We start from the raw sequence: 16955 nt of genomic DNA, 5'->3' as shown, positions 1-16955 counted from the left end.
GTCGATCTCACTTCAGTTCGGTTCGGTAGGTTTCCGGCATCGAGCACACGGTGACGAAGGTGATGACTGCCGCAGCCGTGGGCAGCGCGGCGACGACCAGCGCGTTGCCCGTGACGTCGATCAGCGCGGTGGCGATGAATCCCGCCGTGCCGCCGAAGGCCATGACGGAGAAGTTGTAGCCGATGCCCAGTGCCGAATATCGGACGTTGGTGGGAAAAAGTTCGGCGAGCGCGGCGGGGCCGGGACCGGAGAAAGCAGCGAGGACGAGCGCGATCAGCACCTGACCGCAGTACGCGCCCGCGACGCTTCCGGTCTGGAACAGCCACATGACCGGGAAGCTGAGGAGCACGAACCCGCCGGAACCGATGAGCAGCAGCGGTTTTCGCCCGATCCGGTCGGAGAGGACGCCGAAACCGAAGATCGCGACCGTCAGCACGACGAGTCCCACGATGTTCGAGGCCTCGACCGTGCTCGAATCCAGGCCGACCTGCTTGTGCAGGTGGGTCGGCAGGTAGGTGAGGAAGAAGAAGTAAGCCACCGTCCAGCTCACGGTGAAGAAGAAGCCGCGTGCCATTGCGGTCTTCTGGGTGCGGAAGGCCAGTCGCAGCGGGCTGTCGCTCGTGGTGCCCGCTGCCGCCTGCGCCTGGTAGGCGGGCGTGTCCTCGAGGCCGAACCGCAGCAGCAGCGCGACGATCGCGGTCACGGCGCCGATCAGGAACGGCACCCGCCAGCCGAAGTCGAGCATGCCCTGCTCGCTCCAGAACAGCGAGTTGAGGGCGACCACTGCCGCGGCGACCAGGAAGCCGGCCGCGGTGCTGACCTGGTTGAGGCTGCCGTAGCGGCCCCGCGACCGCGGGCCGGCGTATTCCACGAGCATGGCTGCGGATCCTGCCCACTCGCCGGCCACGGCGAATCCCTGGAACAGCCGCAACACCACCAGCAGCACGGGCGCGGCGAGCCCGATCGTCTGGTATCCCGGCAGCAGTCCGATGAGGACGGTCGCCGCGCCCATGAGGATCACGCTCGCGATCAGCGCGGGTCGCCGGCCCAGTTTGTCGCCGATGTGGCCGAAGAAGACGGTTCCGAGCGGCCGGGCGAGGAAGCCGACTGCGAAGACCGCGAATGTGGACAGCAGGGCCGAAGTGGAGCCGCCCACGAAGAAGTGGGCGCTGAGGTACACGGTCGAGTAGGCGTAGACGAGATTGTCGTACTGCTCGAGCAGGTTTCCGACGCTGCCGGAGATGACCGCGCGGAGCTTGAGCCCGGGCCGGGTGCCGGTCGCCGGGGGTCTGGTGTGTTGTGCCGTCATGGGGTTCGCTCCTCGGGAGGGGCCGGTCGGGGTCAGGAAGCTGCCAGGTAGCCGCCGTCGACGGGCAGCAGGACACCGGTGACGAACGAGGACTCGAGGCCGGCGAGGAACGTGAGCGCGTTCGCCAGCTCGTCTGTCTCGCCGGGGCGCGACATCGGTGCGCCGGAGATCCGCGCGTCCAGCGCCGCCGGCGGGAGGTGGTCGAGCAGGGGAGTGCGGAACACTCCGGGCAGCACCGCGTTCACGCGGATCCCGCGCGGCGCGAGCTCCACCGCGGCGATCTTGGTCAGCTGGTGCACCGCGGCCTTGCTCATCTGGTAGGCCACCGACGCGGGAACGGTGTCCGCGTTGGCGGGTGGGGTGGTGACCCCGTAGATCGAGCCGACGTTGATCACCACGCCGCGCGTGCGCGCGAGGTCCTCGGCGAAGGTTCTGATACCCCGCCAGGGGCCGAAGGCGTTCACGGCGAGCACGCGGGTGAAGTCCTCGTCGGTGGTGGTGAGCAGGTCCGTCCGAGCGCTGATGCCGGCGTTGTTCACCAGCAGGTCCACCGGCCCGAACCGCTCGTGCACCAGGTCCCGCAGCCGGTCCCACGAGCCGGGATCCGCCACGTCAAGGTGCAGCCGGTCGTCGGTCTCGGCGTCGTGGTCGATGTCGGCGCGTACCACGGTCGCGCCGAGCCCCGCCAGCCGGTCGGCGAAAACGGCACCGATGCCTCCGGCGGCACCGGTCACCACTGCGATCTTGCCGTTCACTGCCACTCCTCGTTCGTCCTGGTCGGCGACGGTGGCGAGGACAGTAGGCACGGCTCGCACGCCAGACATCGGTCGTTCGACCGATGCGGGCTCGCGATGTCTTACGGCGACAGCCCCAGGTACCGCTGCGTGTGCTGGTCGCAGTAGGCGCGCAGGCCGTCGACCAAAGTGTGGATCGCGGAGCGCGCGTAGTGCGCTGCGTCCCAGCCCGCGTACAGGGGAACGATCAACGGGCCATCGGGCGCTTCCACGATCAGCTCCCGCAGGTCGAAGCGGGCCTGGTCGGTAACCAGGCACACCCCTCGGCCCGCTGCGGCGAGTGCTTGGGCGAAGGCTGAGGAGCCGGTCTCGGCGACACTGGCGGGGGTAAGGCCCGCGCGATTGACGGCATCGTCGACGACCAGCCGGGCCGCGTTGGCGCGAGTCATCAGGATCAGTGGCTCGGTGACCAGTTCAGAGAGGCTGATCGTGGTGCGCCCGGCCCAGCGGTGATCGGCGGGAACCTGCGCCATCACCGGAGTGCGGCCGAGGAACGCCGATTCCAGCGGGGCGGGGGCCGGGTTGGTGGAGATGCCGATGTCGGCGTCGCTGAGCAGCAGCGTGTCGAAGACCTTGCTCGGCTCCTCCTGGATGGCGTCGTGGAGCGCGGGCCCCGCCGTGTCGCCGCCTGCCATGAACGGGGCCAGCAGGTACGCGACTGTGGCGGGCGGAGCGACCACAGTAAGCGCCGCCTCTTCGCCCTTGCCTGCGGCTGCCATCGTCTCGGCGGCCTGCTCCGCGCGGCGCACCAGGTCCTGGGCGATGGGGCGGAAGCGGCGACCAGCGGCGTTCAGCGTCAGTGAACCGGCGCCGCGGTTGAAGAGGACGACGCCTAGGTCCTTCTCCAGGGCGCTCAACTGGCGCGAGATGGAGGGTTGGGCGATGTGCAACTGGCGGGCCGCGGCGGTGACCGACTCGGCGTCGGCGACGACGAGGAAGTAGCGCAGCACCCGCAGTTCCATGACGACCTCCTGAATGCAGGTATGCCTCGAAGGCATGGGGATCTTAGGAAACAAGTGTTAGACAGCATCGGCGGCCGAACTCAAACTACCGCTATTCCACATAGGTCCTTGTCGTGAACGCCGAATCCGCCGGAGGCCCCATGAACGTCCCACGCCCAGCCCTCGCCGGTGCTTCGCGGCAAGCCCGTCGCGCGGGTCTTGCCTCGTTCGTCGGCACCACCATCGAGTGGTACGACTTCTACATCTACGGAACGGCGTCCGCGCTCGTCTTCGGAAAGCTGTTCTTCCCCGCCGTCTCGCCCGCCGCCGGTGTACTCGCCTCCTTCGCGACGTTCTGGGTCGGCTTCCTCGCCCGGCCGCTCGGCGGCATCGTTTTCGGTCACCTGGGCGACCGCATGGGCCGCAAGGGAACCTTGGTCATCACGCTGGTGATGATGGGCGTCGGCACGTTCCTCATCGGCGTGGTTCCCACACACGCGCAAATCGGGATCGCCGCGCCGTTCCTGCTGGCACTGCTTCGAGCGGTCCAGGGCATTGCCGTCGGCGGTGAATGGGGCGGTGCGGTGCTGATGGCGTCCGAGAACGCGCCGAAGGGCCGCGGGTCACTTTTCGCGATGCTGGTGCAGCAGGGTTCTCCGGCCGGGGCGATTCTGGCCACCGTGGTCTTCCTGGCCGCCGGAACTCTGGATGACGCGGCCTTCGCCTCGTGGGGTTGGCGAGTGCCTTTCCTGCTGTCAGGCGTGCTTGTCGTGGTCGGTCTCGTGATCCGCATGAAGGTTGAGGAGTCGGACGAATTCGAGCAGATCAGGGAGAGCGGCGAGGTGGTGAAGCTGCCGGTCGCCGAGGTGCTGCGGACCGCCTGGCGGAGCGTGCTGCTCGGTATCGGTGCCTCGATCATGGGCATCTCTTCCGCGTATTTTACGAACACCTTCGTGCTCTCCTGGACCACCAACGAACTGCACATGAACCGGCAGACGATGCTCTACGTCCTGCTCGGGATCTCGGTGGTGCAGTTCCTGTGGCAGCCGCTCGCAGCGCTGATCTCCGAGCGGGTTGGCGAGGCCCGGTTCATGGTTTGCTCACTGCTGGTCAGCGTCGTCCTGGCGGTGCCGATGTTCCTGCTGGTCAGTACCGCGCAGCCGGTGCTGGTCTTCTGCGGCATCGCGCTTGCCACAATCGCCGGCTCCGGCTACTACGCCGTTCTAGCCGGGTTCCTCGCCCGCTCGTTCAGTTCCCGGGTCCGCTACACCGGAATCTCACTGTCGTACCAGCTGTGCTCGACTCTCATCGGCGGCACAACGCCCTTCGTGGCTCAGGCCTTGCTGACCGCCAGCGGCTCGATCTGGCCCGTGGTCGTGTTCTACACGGCCCTGCTGCTGATCACCACGGTCTGTGTCGCCGCGCTCGCCCGGTTCACCGCGCTGCGCACAGCTCAGGTGCGGCACGCTGCGGTTTCCGTCTGATGTCTCCCAAGCAAGAAGGAGTTGAGGAATTTGCGCCTCGATGCTGTGTTCCACAATGGACGGTTCACCACCCTTGACCCGGACCGCCCCACCGCTCGCGCAGTTGGTGCGCTGGCCGGCCGGATTGTCGCACTCGACGAGGAGTTGGAGGGCAGCTCCGCGGACGTTGTCGTTGACCTCGGCGGCGCGCACGCCGTGCCGGGCTTCAACGACGCGCATCACCACTTGAGTCTGGTTGGTAAAGGCCTGCGTGAACTGGACGTGTCCTACGCTTCGGCGCCCAGCCTTGACGCGCTGTACAAGGCTGTGGCCGAGCGGGCCGCGGCGCTGCCTGCCGGCGCGTGGGTACTGGGGGCGGGTTACGACCAGAACAAGATCGGCGCCCATCCGACGGCTGAGGAACTGGACCGGGCCGCTCAGTGCCGGCCGGTCTGGCTGGTGCACACCTCGCACCACATGGCCGTCGCCAGCACGGAAGCGTTCGCACGAGCTGGGTTCACCGATCTCACCGCACTACCCGAGGTGCCCGGCGGCCACGTCGTGCGCGACGAGGACGGGCGGGCCAAGGGGCTGCTCCAGGAGACGGCGATGCAACTGGTCGAGCGGGTGTTCCGGCCGGAGCCGAGCGAGCAGTGGACCGCCAACATCGCCGCCGGTTCGCAGGCCGCCCTCGCGGTCGGCTTGACCAGTGTGACCGAACCAGGCATCGGCGTCGTCGACGGAATCGGCAACGGACCGGCCGATCTGGACGCCTACATGCGGGCGCGCGAACGAAGCGCTCTCGGCGTCCGGATGACGGTCATGCCCTACATCACCGCACTGCACGACTGCGGCGCCTTGGAACCAGGCGTCACCTGGTACGGCCTCGACCTCGGCTTGCGCACCGGCTTCGGCGACGAGTGGCTGCGCATCGGACCGACCAAGATCCTCTCGGACGGTTCGCTGATCGGTCGTTCCGCCGCGATGTGCTGCGACTACCACGATTCGCCAGGGAACAGCGGACTGCTCCAGTACGAGGCCGAGGAGATCCGTCGGTACATCGTCGAGGCACACCGCTGCGGCTGGCAGGTCGCCACGCACGCCATCGGGGACGCTGCCCTGGACGTCGTCCTCGACTCGTACGAGGAGGCGCAGTGGTTGCACCCGCGTACGGATGTGCGCCACCGCATCGAACACGCGGCGGTGACGAGCGACGCGCAGGTCGCCCGGATCGCGGCGCTCGGCCTGATTCCGGTACCACAGGGACGGTTCCTGTCGGAGATCGGTGACGGTCTACTCGCGGCCCTCGGCCCGGTCCGGGGCAAGCTGGCCTACCGAATGCGGTCGTTCCTGGACGCTGGCGTGGAGCTGCCGGGCTCTACGGACGCTCCCGTGGTCGCTTCGGCTCCGCTGCTGAGCATCCACGACATGGTCAACCGGCGGACTGCCTCTGGTGCGCCGATCGCCCCGCATGAGGCTGTGACGGTGCAGGAGGCGTTGCGCGCGTACACGATCGGCTCGGCCCACGCCGTCCACGAGGAACACATCAAGGGAGCCCTCTCCCGGGGCATGCTCGCCGACTTCGTGGTCCTCAGCGACGACCTGTTGCGTGTGGCACCTGAACGCATTGGAGAACTGACCGTGGGAGCAACCGTTGTCGGTGGCCATGTAGCCCATGACGTCGGGGCGCTGAAGGTCTCCTGAGCATGTGAAGTCCACTTCTACGGGCAAGGTGCGCCATGACACCACAAACGCGGTCGGGAGCCAGAAAACGCGATTGCGAGCACGCCATGGCGACCGCCGCATCGGGGGTGGTCAGTGGCCTTGGTTTACCGAGATCCGATGTTCGTGTTCCGCGGTGAGCGGCTAGTTGGATTCGAAACCCTGGCTGTGACCCGGATCGGCTCACGTCTTGCGGTCGTCGGCGATCTGCAACGCTGCCCAGAGGTTCAAGCGAGCGGTCGGGTCGTCGAGATTCGCGTCGAGGGCCGTCTCGATTTCACGGATCCGGGTGCGAACGGTGTTGCGATGCATCCCGACCTCGTCAGCGACGGCGTGCACCTTCCCGTGGTGACGGACGAACGAGATGGCGATCCGCGTCAGTTCGGTGCGGCCGGTCGGGGTGCCGTCCAGGCGTCCGAGGAGCTCCTCCGCAAAGTGTTCCCTCGTCTCCGGGGCCACCAGCGAGATCAAGCCCGACTCGGTGAGGTCTTCCCAGCTGACAATGGGGCGTCCCTCCGTCGCCCGCTTCACAGCGGCATCGGCCGTGCGAAAGCTGCGGGCTGACTCCTCGGGGGGCACGGTGCTGCCGATGCCGATGGTGAGGGCCTCGCTCCAGAGCGATTTGGTCCAGGTATCGGCCGTCATAGCGGTGCACAGCGCGTGGAGTTCGTCCTTCTCCGGTGCCAAAGCCGCGACCGACCCGTACCGTGCCGGCGCTGTTTCGGCCCGGCTGAGGGCTCGGCGCAGTTCTTCGCGAGGCCCCCGGAGCCGAATGACCTTGACCGCTTTGGGGAGACTTTGGGCCGTTCCTTCCGGATCGGCGGCCGCGAGCACCACCTCGGCGGTCCGTGCTTCGCCTTGCAAGAGGAGGTCGAAGGCTCGCCGGCGCAGCGTTCGCGCGGACTCTCGCTGCTCGAGGCGTCGTTCTAGCTCCAGGCTCAGCAACGATATCGAGGTGAGCACCGCTGTGCGCTGGTACTCGGTCAGCGGGGCCGGGGTGCGGACCGCGACGTAGGCTTCCGGGGGCTCACGCAACCCGATGGGTTGCACGACGGTCGAGGCTTCCGGCGACGACCAGTTTGCCGAGGCGCCGAAACCGTGCGGTAGCAGCCCGACGACCTGATTCCTGATCTCGGTGAGTCCTGTCGGATCTGGTGAGGTTTTCGGAGATGGTCCTGCCGTCGGGGCTCAGCACCCACACCGTGCCGCGAACATATCCGGCCAATTCGTCGGCGATTGAGTCTGCCGCGTTGCGGCGACGCGCGGCTTGGGCGAGGCGCCGTTGCAGGGCGACCGCATCGCGCGCCGCCGCTCGGTCGGAGTCCTCGAGCAGGCTCGCGACTGCCTGGCTGATCGAGACGAAGCTGGTCTCCATCGGTACGGCGAGCAGGTTGACCCCGAGTGCGGCGCAGGCGCTCCGCAGCCCCTCGGGCACATCGGCGTGCGTGAGTCCTGTAGCGATCCCGAGCGCCGCAACACGGGCCTCGCGGAGGTGCTCGGCGTAGCGGTACCACCGCGCCGGCGACCAGTCCATTGTTTCGAGACCGGTGAACAGCAGAAGCTCACCGCCCTCCAGGAACGGCCGAGGATCGGGAATCTCGTTGGTCGCGACCCACCGCACCTGCGCCTCTGGCAGCGGACAGGCGACCGCGTGCAGTGCGACATCGGTGTTCAGGACGTCGGCAACACTCACCATGGCTGCCATTCTGCACTAACAGAAGTCCGAACTGAGTGCGAAATGGCACTGCTTTGGATGATCGCAGCTGCTTAACGTCGGTTCAGTTCCGCCCACTGTCGTGAGGAAGAGGCTGATGACCCAGCTCGCCGATCCAGCAGTCAGCGCACCGTCGAATCCACTGGAGGACGCCCGGACGCAGCTGGCCAACGCGATCGAGATCCTCGGCTACGACGAGGGCATCCACTCCATGCTCGCCACGCCTCGTCGCGAGGTGACGGTCAGCATCCCGCTGCGGTGCGATGACGGGAGCACCGAGCTGTTCACGGGTCACCGCGTGCAACACAACTTCTCGCGGGGTCCGGCCAAGGGTGGATTGCGGTTCAGCCCGGGTGTGACTCTGGATGAAGTGCGCGCGCTGGCCATGTGGATGACGTGGAAATGTGCACTGGTGGACGTGCCCTACGGCGGCGCGAAGGGTGGGGTTCGCATTGATCCCCGCGAGTACTCATCGGCGGAGCTCGAGCGAGTTACGCGCCGGTACACCAGCGAGATGGTGCCGGTCCTGGGACCCAACCAGGACATCCCAGCACCGGATATCGGCACGGACGACAAGACGATGGCGTGGCTCATGGACACCTACTCGGTGAACAAGGGCCACACCGTGCTCGGCGTCGCCACCGGCAAGCCGCTCAGCCTTGATGGGTCCCGCGGACGCGCGAGCGCGACCTCGCAGGGAGTCGTCCACGTCGTGCTTGAGGCCCTACGGTCGCGTGAACTGGATCCGGCCACCTCATCGGCGGCCGTGCAGGGCTTCGGCAAGGTCGGTCGTGGCGCGGCGCGCCTGCTCGTCGAGGCTGGTGTACGGGTCGTCGCCGTCAGCGACCAGTACGGGGCGGTATATCACCCGCGCGGCCTCGACATCGCGGACCTCGCCGACCACGTCGACCGCACGGGCACCGTGGTCGGGTTCGCCGGCGCGGACAAGACGTCCAACGAAGAGCTCTTGGAACTGGACGTTGACGTCCTGGTGCCGGCTGCGGTCGAGTCGGTGATCACGACGCGCAACGCGCACCGGGTCCGCGCCGGAATCGTCGTGGAGGGAGTCAATGGCCCCACCACTCCCGAAGCCGACGAGGTGTTGCTTGACAAGGGTGTGCTGGTCGTTCCGGACATCCTCGCCAATGCTGGTGGCGTGATCGTGTCTTACTTTGAATGGGTGTAGGCCAACCAGTCGTACTGGTGGAGCGAGGAGGAGGTCGGCTCTCGGCTCGCGAACCGGATGAGTGCGGCGTGGCAGAACGTGTGCGAATTCGCTGCCGAACGCCACGTTTCATTGCGCAAGGCCGCCACCGCACTCGCAGTTGAACGCGTGGCTTTGGCCCACCAGCTGCGCGGACTCTACCCGTGACGAACTCGCCGCTGTCACCAGCTCTACCTGACAGGAGTTGACGTTCGTGCCGATAAAGCTCGCCACCCCGCTCGTTGCTGGCGGTTCCAGCCGATAGTCCGCGGTTGTTGAGTTCCGCCTTGCGCAGGCCCGCAGACGCGGTGATGCCTGACCTGGAGGATGCCGTCGCGCCAGAAGCTAAGGATCAAGTGCGGTCGGAGATGGTGCGCTTCCTGACCGATCCGGCCACAGCGGATTCGACGTTGCACGTGCGCGTCAACCCCGGCGAGCGAAGCCGGTGCCAAGATCTGAGCGTGCTGGCTCCACACACCGGTGGGCTAGCCGGCGTGGTTGTCCCGCAGAGCAGCCCCGATTCGGCGGCCGCGGTGCGCGAGCTGCTTGACGTGCTGGTTCTCGCACTGATCGAGACCGCTGCTGGCGTCGGGGAGGCTTACGGGATCGCACGACAGGACCACGTCGTGGGCGTCCTGTTCGGGTTCGTCGACTACACGGGCGAACTCACCTCCTGGGGTGGATTGCACGTTCGCGAGCTCGGCTGGGCCAAGAGCCGTGTCATCAACGCTGCGGCGGTCGGAGGAGCGTGGGCGTCGCAGGACCGAGAACCGTTCTCGCTGACGAGCTGGGGCTGCGGGACGAGGCCGAGACGGAGCGATCCCTCGGCTTCGCGGGCAAGCTCTGCGTTCACCCGGAACAGCTCGCCGTGGTGAACGAGGCCTTCGCGCCGTCCAACGAGCAGCGGGAGTGGGCCCAGCGGGTACTTGACGCGGTCGGCACAGCCTGCGACCCCGGTGCGGTCCGCATCGACGGTCGAATGATCGACCGGCCTCTGATCGAACAGGCCCGATGCATCCTCAACAGCCCGGGAACGGTGGTGGCATGAACCTCGACGGACCCTTCGCCGACGACTTCACGTTCGGCCTTTCGCTGCCGACCGCGCCGTCGATCACCATCGACTCCGGACTCGCGGCCAGCTATCAGGCAATCACCGGCGACCCGCTCCGGCTGTCGCTGAGCGCTGGATCATGGCGTCGTAGGGTTCGTCCGCGTTGCAGGCATCCGGTGAGTCTGATGTGCCGGGGGCTGGTGTCAGGGTTTTTGATGCGGTCAAGGATCTGTTCGGCCACGGCGTGGCCGATGTCTGCGATGGGCTGGCGCCACGTTGTCAGGCCGAGTACCGGGCTAGCCAATTGGCCGATGCCGTCGTAACCGGTGAGGGAAATGTCGTCGGGGACGCGGTGACCGAAGGCGTCGAGTTGTTCCCACGTGGTGATCAGTGTCGGGTCGTTCGGGCACATGACGGCCGTAGCAGTCTCGAGCGCCCGGCGCAGGTGTTCGGGGTCGGCGGCGTCGCGGTCGGCGGCGAAGGGGACCGGGAGGACGTTGACACCGAGGGCGGTGAGTTCTTTGCGGATGCGCTGGGAGCGCGCGCTGAGCGTCGCGGATCGGGAGCGGGCGATGCTGAGGACGGCAACCTCACGGTGGCCGTGGTGAGCGACGCGTTCGGCCAGGGCGGCGGTTCCGGTTCCGTCGTCGGCGACTGTGTCGATTCCAGGTAGCCGGTTGGTCCGCCCGGCGAGCACGACCGGCAGGGTTTTCGCGGCGCCGGTAATGGTGTGTGTCGGTACGCGGCCGGAAGCGATGATGATGCCCGCAGGTCGCAGGCCCATCATTTGTTCGATAGTGTGCGTTTCGGTTCTGGTATCGGACGAGGCGGCGAAGACGGCGAGTTGAAAGCCGTTGGACTCGATCGTGTGCTGGATCGTGGCGATGAGTTCACCGTAGAAGGACAGGCGGACGGTGCGGACGAAGATGCCCACGGTCCGGGTGCTGGTGGACTTGAGGGCGTGCGCCCGGTAGTCCTTGACGTAACCGAGTTCGGTGGCCGCCGCTTCGACTCGAGCGCGGACCTGCTCGGTGACGTCGCCTTGCCCGAGCAGGGCGCGGCTTGCTGCAGACTTCGATACTCCGGCGTGGGCGGCGACATCGAGGATTGACACTCGCGGTGTCCGGGGCATGGCGTTCCTCTCCGTTTAGCTGCGCCAGGTGTAGTCGACGGCGATACCGAGATGATCACTGCCCCAGGAGAATCCGTCGAGCGGTTCGCCGAAGATCCACGCCGCACCGGCGATCAGCGATGGTGAGTGGAACTGGAAGTCCAGGGTGTAGTCCAGATCGGCGCTGATGCCGGGGTAGGTGCGGACGGCGGCCTCGCGATGGGCACTGCTGTCGATCACCAGCGGATTGCGTTCCAGGATGGTGGCTCCGCTGCCGATCCTGGGGGCAGCGGTCCATGCGTCGGCCAGACCCCAGCTTTGCACGCGGCGGTACTCAATGCCGCAGGGTACGAAGTTGAGGTCGCCGCCGAACACTTCGCCCTCGATCGTATGCTGACGTCGGGCGTTTTCGAGTTGGCCGAGTTGGTGGAGGCGTGCCAGGACGCTGGTCCGGATCGAGTCGTCGGCGATGGACTCGACAGCAGCGGCTTCGGACGCCGCGGCGCGGTAGTCCGGGTCGAAGCCCAAACGCCCCGCCGACGGCGTGTTGCGCAGATGGGCCGAGGTCGTACGCAGGCGCCGTTCATCGAAGCACAGGTCGACCGTGGCCACCATCGCCCGGCCGGCGACCCCATCAAGTCCCTGCGGCGGCTGGTGCGGTTGAAATTCGGGCCGGGTGAGGACCGCTGTTGCGACCTCCGCCGAGTCGACGTGGTCGAGCGCGGCCAGCACGAGACCGAGTTCGTCGGCGAGTGTTCGGGCGTGGCCTTCGGCGGTTTCCTGGAGCAGGATTACGTCCGGGTCGACCGCGCGCAGCTGTGCGGCGGCGAGACCGATGCGGTGCATTCGGTCGCGCGAGAGGGTGTTCCAGGTTGCCACGCGAATTGCTTCCATCGTTCCTCGATTCGTCAATGGGACTCGGCCGGATCGGTCTCGATCCGGATGTACGCGCGGTCGTCCGGTGCGGCTGTGTTTCGGGTGAGGGCTTTGCCCATGGTCCAAAGCGGTCCGATGCACGCCGGGTCGTCGGCGATGGCTCGGTGGAGTTGCCGTTCGGCGTCGGCGAGAGTCCGTTCGGGGCCGAGGTAGCCGTCGCTGGCAAGTACGACTCGTCCGTTCGACGGCACTGAGTAGACCTCGATCAACTCCTTGGGGACCGGGGTCCCGTTGAGCACGCCGTAACCGAATGCGCCCGGGTGGTTTGCCAGCGTGGGCTGCGCGGCCAGAAGTGGTGCGGCTGCAGCCAGTCCGGGGTCGTCGTGGATGATGTCGCTCAGCGGTGTACCGACGGCCAGTGCCGCGGCGTTGATGGCCGCCCGGAACCCGGCCATGGCTGCGTCGATCCGTTTGCTGCCCGGCAGGTGTCGGTCGTCGATGGCGACGTGCACGTCACCCACGCGCCACACTTCACCGCGATCCGGCGCGTAGATCGCCGCGACGCTCCCGAAGGGACCGGCGTGCGCAACTCCGATCTGGGCCAGCTGCCGGGTGATCAGGTCGACCGCGGTTCTGGCATCAACGTCTGGATCAACCGCTAGCAGCGCGCGGGCCGCGGCCCGCGCGAAGGCCTGGCCGCTGGGGAGTTCGCCGTCGCGGCGCAACGGGCTGGAGATACCGTCGAAGATCCCGACGTGGTGCGCAGTCACTAGCAGGACGTCTTCGCACGGGGCGTACGCGCTTTTTCCGGCAATGAACGCCTCCGCGATCCCGCACGGCGGGCTGCCATCCGCTACCACAGCGTCGGCGTCGGTGCCCGGGGCGAACCAGGGGTAGTTGTGCGTGATCAGAGCGCAGCACCCCCCGACACGGTCACACCGTGCCGCGCAGCCCGGACCGCCATCCGGTCGGCGAGCAGGACGACGACGAGGGTGATCGCGGTGTTGGCCACGATGTATGCCGGAATGACGCCGGCCAAGCCCGGGTCCGGGTTGTTGACCAGGGCTCCCAATGCAACTCCGAACGGTTGGTTGTTGACGTTGTGCACCATCACCGACACCGTGTACTCGTCAAAGGTCTGGTTGAAGCTCAGCGCGGCGACCTGGATCAGCACCGGATTCAGCAGCGGAAATGTGACCAGCAGAAACCGCCGGATCCGGCGTGCTCCCAGAGACCTCGCCGCCTCGTCGATGGCCGGATCCAGTCCGGCATAGGCCGCCCGAAGGAACCGAGACGCCAGCGGCAGCAGCAGGACGACGTAGGCCAGCGGCAAGATCCAAAAGCCCCCGACGAGCACCGCTCCTCCGACCAGGATTGACGTGTCACCGAATGCCAGCAGCAATCCGAGCGCAATCAAGACACCGGGCAGGAAATGCGGCAGGAACAGGGATATCTGCAGCGCGTCGGTGGCACGGTTGCGGTACCGGTGTGCGAGGTGGGCGACGAGCATCCCGATGAGCAGGGCGATCGGGATGGCGATCAAGCACAGCTGCAGTGACGTCACCAGCGGCTGGCTCACGTCGCCCGTGGTGAGCACGCGGATGTAGTTCTCGAGCGTCAGCGGGCCGACAAGCTCGCCGTTGCGGACCACCTCGGCTGGCAACAACGACAGCATCCCGGTGACCAGCAAGGGAGCTAGATTGACGACCGCCAGGATGTACCCGATGGCGTGCGCCGTGACTCGGATGAAGGGGTTGTGCAGCCGCACCCGTTGGAACGGCTGCGGCATCTTGCTCATGGAGGCGGGATGGGCGCGTCTCTCCAAGCGCAAGGCCCACAGCATGACAGCCACAGTGACCGCGCCGAGCGCAAAGCCCAGCAGAGCTGCCATGTCCGATCGTCCCAGGCCCGTCAGTGTCGAAATCAGCGGGCCGACCATGGTGAAGCCGCCTCCGCCGAGAATGTGCGGTGCGGCGAACGATCCCAGCGACATGATCAGCACCAGCAGTGTGCAGGCGCCGATCGTCGGCCGCAGCACCGGCACCACGACCCGGAGAATCGCCCGGACCGGATTCATCCCCAGCGACCGCGCCGCCTCGACCATCGAGAAGTCCACCCGCCGGATCGCCGGCCGCAGGAACAGGAAGTGGAAACCGGTCAAGGTGAACGTGTGCACCACGATTACTGCGGCCATACCGGAGAACCAGTCAGCAGGCACCGCCGGCACGACCGACCGGATGGCTTTGGTCAGGACGCCATTCGCGCCGTACACGGTTTCGTAACCGGTCACCGCAGATACGGACCCGAAAACGAGTGGCACGGCGTAGGCGAGGAGCAGCACCCGCCGGCCGGCGAGGTCGACTGCCTCCAGCAGAAACGTCTGCGCGACCCCGACGACGTTGGTGGTGACCACCGAGATCACGGTGACGATCAGGGTGTCCCGCAATGCACGCTGGACCCGCGCAGAACTCATCAGATCAGCCACCACCGACCCGACGTCGCCGTCCTTCGGGAACAGCAATTCCCGAAGGATGCTGTAGTACGGGACGTACAGGAACGTCACCACGAACCAGGCCACGAGCAGCAGACCTGCCAGCAGCACCACCCGCCCGCCGCACCGCGTACTCCATGGCGAGATCAATTGGCCCCTCCTGCGCTCAACCACATCGCGTTGGAGCCATCGAATCCGCAGCTGACCGTCTCTCCTGGCCGCCATCGCCCGTCAGCATGCGAACCGACCAGCGAGGTGATCCGGGCACCGCCGACGTCGACCACGTACTCGGTCAGCAGACCGAGGAACGTGACATCGGTGACGACTCCCGGGCTCGCGTGCTCGGTGACCGGGTGCTCGGTCAGCCGGATGCATTCCGGGCGCACGTGCACCTGTCGATCTCCAGCGTCCGGCCGACGCAGCCCGAACCGAAACGCGGTGTCCGTGTCCAGCACATTCGCCGAACCGACGAATTGGCACACGTAGGAGTTCGCGGGGTTGTGGTACAGATCGCGAGGTCGATCCAGTTGATCGATCCGGCCCTCACACAGCACCCCCACCCTGTCGGACAGCGCGAGCGCCTCCTGCTGATCGTGAGTGACGTACATCGTGGTGATGTTCAAGTCCTCGTGCAGCCGCTGTATCTCTGCCCGTAATCGCACCCGTAGCGTGGCGTCGAGGTTCGACAGGGGTTCGTCCATCAGGAGTACGGACGGACGGGTCACCAGTACGCGTGCGATGGCCGTCCGCTGCTGTTGTCCGCCGGACAACTCCGCGGGCCGCGAGGAGGCATGTGCCGACAATCCGGTCATCGCGAGTGCTTCTTCGACCCGCTCAGCGGTCTCTGACTTGTTCACCCCACGGCTGCGCAACCCGAAGGCCACGTTCTTCCAGACCGTCATGTGCGGAAACAGCGCGTAGTTCTGGAACACAAACCCGATACCGCGATGTTCTGGATCGAGGCGCGTCACGTCCCGCCCGTTGATCACGATGCGCCCCTGGGACGCCGCCACGAACCCGGCGACCGCGCGCAACAGCGTCGACTTGCCGCACCCAGACGGTCCCAACAGTGTGAGGAACTCCCCGGGCTTCACCGTCAGGTCGACGTCGCGGATCACCTCGTGGGTGCCATAGCGGATGGTCAGCCCTTCGATCGAAATCATCTCGGCAACCTCACCCCTGGAGTTCCAGCTGGATTTTCTCCAGCCACGCTGGCAACTTCCGGGCCACCACGGACCAATCGATGTCCTGCTTGCCCACCTGGGCGAGCGCCGCCGCCTCCGGCAACTGCCGGACCGCGTCGGAGTTCAACGGGGTGTCGTTGTTGGTCGTCTTGACGAAGCCCACCTGGAAATTCGCTGAACCGAACCAGTCGATGAACTTCTGGGCTTCGAGCTGCCGCTTGGTGTCTTTGACCGTCCCGATGCCGGTCGACACAAACGGCGTGCCGCCCGGTGTGTTGACCACTTGCATGGTCAGCTTGTTGTCGGCGGCACCGGTCTGCACACCGCCTAGCCAGTTCACCACGATCGGTGTCTGGCCACTGGAAACCATGCCCCAGTCGAATTTCTTGCCCTCCGGCAACGGCAACGCGTTGCTGAGCACCTTCGACACAAGATCCCACCCCTGCGGCGAGACCTCGCCCGTCTTGTGGTCGGCGTAGCGCCACAACAAGCCCACCACGACAGCCTGACCGGTCTGCCCGGTCAGCCCCGGGAGGACGAACTTGTTTTTGTACTGCGGTTTGGCCAGGTCCTCCCAGCTCATCGGTGCCTCGGTGGCACCCATCTGCGCGGTGTTGTAGGCGAGCACGATCGGCGTCTGTGTGAGCAGCGAAAATTCGTGGCTGTTGCCGCGGAAGTTTGCCGGGATTTGATTCGCCCACGCAGGCGCGTATGGTTCCAGCACCCCCTCGGCGGCCACCTGGTGCAGTTGCGCCTCACCCAAACCCAGCACGACGTCGGCCTGCGGGTTGTTCTTCTCCGACACCAGACGGGTCTGTAATGCGCCGCCACCGCCGGTCACCAGCTTGACATCAATTCCGAGCTCACTCTTGGCGTGCTCGGTGATGTATGTGCCTCGTTCACCATCGCCCTGCGGCGTGTACACCACCAGCGGGCCGTCGGAGACCGAGCTTGTCCCGCCGCCGGGGGCACATCCGGTCAGCGCCGCGACTCCCACGCTAAGAACTCCGAGCAAGGTGATGAGCTTCGAACTTTTCATGGAGACCTCTCCAAGTCAGTAGCCGTAGCCAGCGTGCGGCCTGGTGAGAACTCTTG

Annotated in this window: 15 protein-coding genes and 1 pseudogene; 5 read left to right on the top strand and 11 right to left on the bottom strand. The window is 66.6% G+C overall.

What is annotated here, in order from left to right:
- Window positions 1-7: 7 nt before the first annotated feature.
- Genes DL519_RS10810 through DL519_RS10800 form a run of 3 tightly spaced genes read right to left on the bottom strand, consistent with a single transcriptional unit; the run spans window position 8 to window position 3065 of the window.
- Entirely contained in the window at window positions 8-1309 is a 1302-nt protein-coding gene (locus tag DL519_RS10810; RefSeq protein ID WP_190814390.1) for an MFS transporter, read from the bottom strand.
- Between the two features lie 32 nt (window positions 1310-1341).
- Window positions 1342-2115 (bottom strand): SDR family NAD(P)-dependent oxidoreductase, encoded by a 774-nt coding sequence (locus tag DL519_RS10805; protein WP_223838738.1) that lies wholly within the window; start codon window positions 2113-2115, stop codon window positions 1342-1344.
- A 50-nt stretch (window positions 2116-2165) separates the two neighbouring features.
- The gene (locus DL519_RS10800) at window positions 2166-3065 is read right to left on the bottom strand and encodes a LysR family transcriptional regulator (RefSeq protein ID WP_190814388.1); all 900 of its coding nucleotides are present in this window, start codon (window positions 3063-3065) and stop codon (window positions 2166-2168) included.
- Between the two features lie 140 nt (window positions 3066-3205).
- Here DL519_RS10800 and DL519_RS10795 point away from each other — a divergent pair, with 140 nt between their 5' ends.
- Window positions 3206-4528, top strand: a complete 1323-nt coding sequence (locus DL519_RS10795) for an MFS transporter (RefSeq protein WP_190814386.1) — start codon at window positions 3206-3208, stop codon at window positions 4526-4528.
- A 30-nt stretch (window positions 4529-4558) separates the two neighbouring features.
- Complete coding sequence (locus DL519_RS10790; protein ID WP_190814384.1) at window positions 4559-6211, top strand: amidohydrolase; 1653 nt, start codon at window positions 4559-4561, stop codon at window positions 6209-6211.
- 201 nt (window positions 6212-6412) lie between these two features.
- Here the strand turns inward: DL519_RS10790 and DL519_RS10785 are convergent, their stop codons facing one another.
- Both DL519_RS10785 and DL519_RS10780 read right to left on the bottom strand, forming a co-directional pair.
- Complete coding sequence (locus tag DL519_RS10785) at window positions 6413-7066, bottom strand: PucR family transcriptional regulator (RefSeq protein ID WP_223838737.1); 654 nt, start codon at window positions 7064-7066, stop codon at window positions 6413-6415.
- A gap of 190 nt (window positions 7067-7256) precedes the next feature.
- Window positions 7257-7925, bottom strand: a complete 669-nt coding sequence (locus DL519_RS10780; protein ID WP_190814380.1) for a PucR family transcriptional regulator ligand-binding domain-containing protein — start codon at window positions 7923-7925, stop codon at window positions 7257-7259.
- 115 nt (window positions 7926-8040) lie between these two features.
- Here DL519_RS10780 and DL519_RS10775 point away from each other — a divergent pair.
- From DL519_RS10775 to DL519_RS10765, 3 genes and pseudogenes are all read left to right on the top strand, one after another.
- Window positions 8041-9315: pseudogene (locus DL519_RS10775) on the top strand (Glu/Leu/Phe/Val family dehydrogenase).
- A gap of 74 nt (window positions 9316-9389) precedes the next feature.
- Window positions 9390-10022 (top strand): aldolase/citrate lyase family protein, encoded by a 633-nt coding sequence (locus tag DL519_RS10770; protein ID WP_223838735.1) that lies wholly within the window; start codon window positions 9390-9392, stop codon window positions 10020-10022.
- Window positions 10019-10195, top strand: a complete 177-nt coding sequence (locus tag DL519_RS10765; protein WP_190814376.1) for a hypothetical protein — start codon at window positions 10019-10021, stop codon at window positions 10193-10195. The genes DL519_RS10770 and DL519_RS10765 overlap by 4 nt, the downstream gene beginning before the upstream one ends.
- 94 nt (window positions 10196-10289) lie before the next feature.
- Here DL519_RS10765 and DL519_RS10760 read toward each other — a convergent pair whose 3' ends face one another.
- The 6 genes from DL519_RS10760 to DL519_RS10735 all read right to left on the bottom strand — a co-directional run bounded on the left by DL519_RS10760 (window position 10290) and on the right by DL519_RS10735 (window position 16899).
- Complete coding sequence (locus tag DL519_RS10760) at window positions 10290-11312, bottom strand: LacI family DNA-binding transcriptional regulator (protein WP_190814374.1); 1023 nt, start codon at window positions 11310-11312, stop codon at window positions 10290-10292.
- A 33-nt stretch (window positions 11313-11345) separates the two neighbouring features.
- Complete coding sequence (locus tag DL519_RS10755) at window positions 11346-12188, bottom strand: endonuclease/exonuclease/phosphatase family protein (RefSeq protein WP_190814372.1); 843 nt, start codon at window positions 12186-12188, stop codon at window positions 11346-11348.
- A gap of 29 nt (window positions 12189-12217) precedes the next feature.
- A complete protein-coding gene (locus DL519_RS10750; RefSeq protein ID WP_190814370.1) occupies window positions 12218-12955 on the bottom strand; it encodes a hypothetical protein in 738 nt (245 codons plus the stop codon).
- Window positions 12956-13092: 137 nt separating this feature from the next.
- The gene (locus tag DL519_RS10745; RefSeq protein ID WP_223838733.1) at window positions 13093-14826 is read right to left on the bottom strand and encodes an ABC transporter permease; all 1734 of its coding nucleotides are present in this window, start codon (window positions 14824-14826) and stop codon (window positions 13093-13095) included.
- Window positions 14823-15839: an ABC transporter ATP-binding protein gene (locus tag DL519_RS10740; protein ID WP_190814366.1), complete on the bottom strand. Its 1017-nt coding sequence runs from the start codon at window positions 15837-15839 to the stop codon at window positions 14823-14825. The genes DL519_RS10745 and DL519_RS10740 overlap by 4 nt, the downstream gene beginning before the upstream one ends.
- Window positions 15840-15849: 10 nt before the next feature.
- Entirely contained in the window at window positions 15850-16899 is a 1050-nt protein-coding gene (locus DL519_RS10735) for an extracellular solute-binding protein (RefSeq protein ID WP_190814363.1), read from the bottom strand.
- Between the last annotated feature and the right edge of the window lie 56 nt (window positions 16900-16955).

Origin of the sequence: Saccharopolyspora pogona (assembly GCF_014697215.1) — a bacterium.
Lineage (GTDB): Bacteria > Actinomycetota > Actinomycetes > Mycobacteriales > Pseudonocardiaceae > Saccharopolyspora > Saccharopolyspora hattusasensis.
The sequence above is the reverse complement of the archived record's forward strand: the minus strand, read 5'-3'. Positions and strand labels throughout refer to the sequence as shown.

What these genes read in the sequence shown, in the direction of transcription:
- DL519_RS10810 (WP_190814390.1), bottom strand. Translation starts at nt 1,309, where the DNA reads ATGACGGCACAACACACCAGACCCCCGGCGACCGGCACCCGGCCCGGG.
- DL519_RS10800 (WP_190814388.1), bottom strand. Translation starts at nt 3,065, where the DNA reads ATGGAACTGCGGGTGCTGCGCTACTTCCTCGTCGTCGCCGACGCCGAG.
- DL519_RS10795 (WP_190814386.1), top strand. Translation starts at nt 3,206, where the DNA reads ATGAACGTCCCACGCCCAGCCCTCGCCGGTGCTTCGCGGCAAGCCCGT.
- DL519_RS10780 (WP_190814380.1), bottom strand. Translation starts at nt 7,925, where the DNA reads ATGGTGAGTGTTGCCGACGTCCTGAACACCGATGTCGCACTGCACGCG.
- DL519_RS10740 (WP_190814366.1), bottom strand. Translation starts at nt 15,839, where the DNA reads ATGATTTCGATCGAAGGGCTGACCATCCGCTATGGCACCCACGAGGTG.
- DL519_RS10735 (WP_190814363.1), bottom strand. Translation starts at nt 16,899, where the DNA reads ATGAAAAGTTCGAAGCTCATCACCTTGCTCGGAGTTCTTAGCGTGGGA.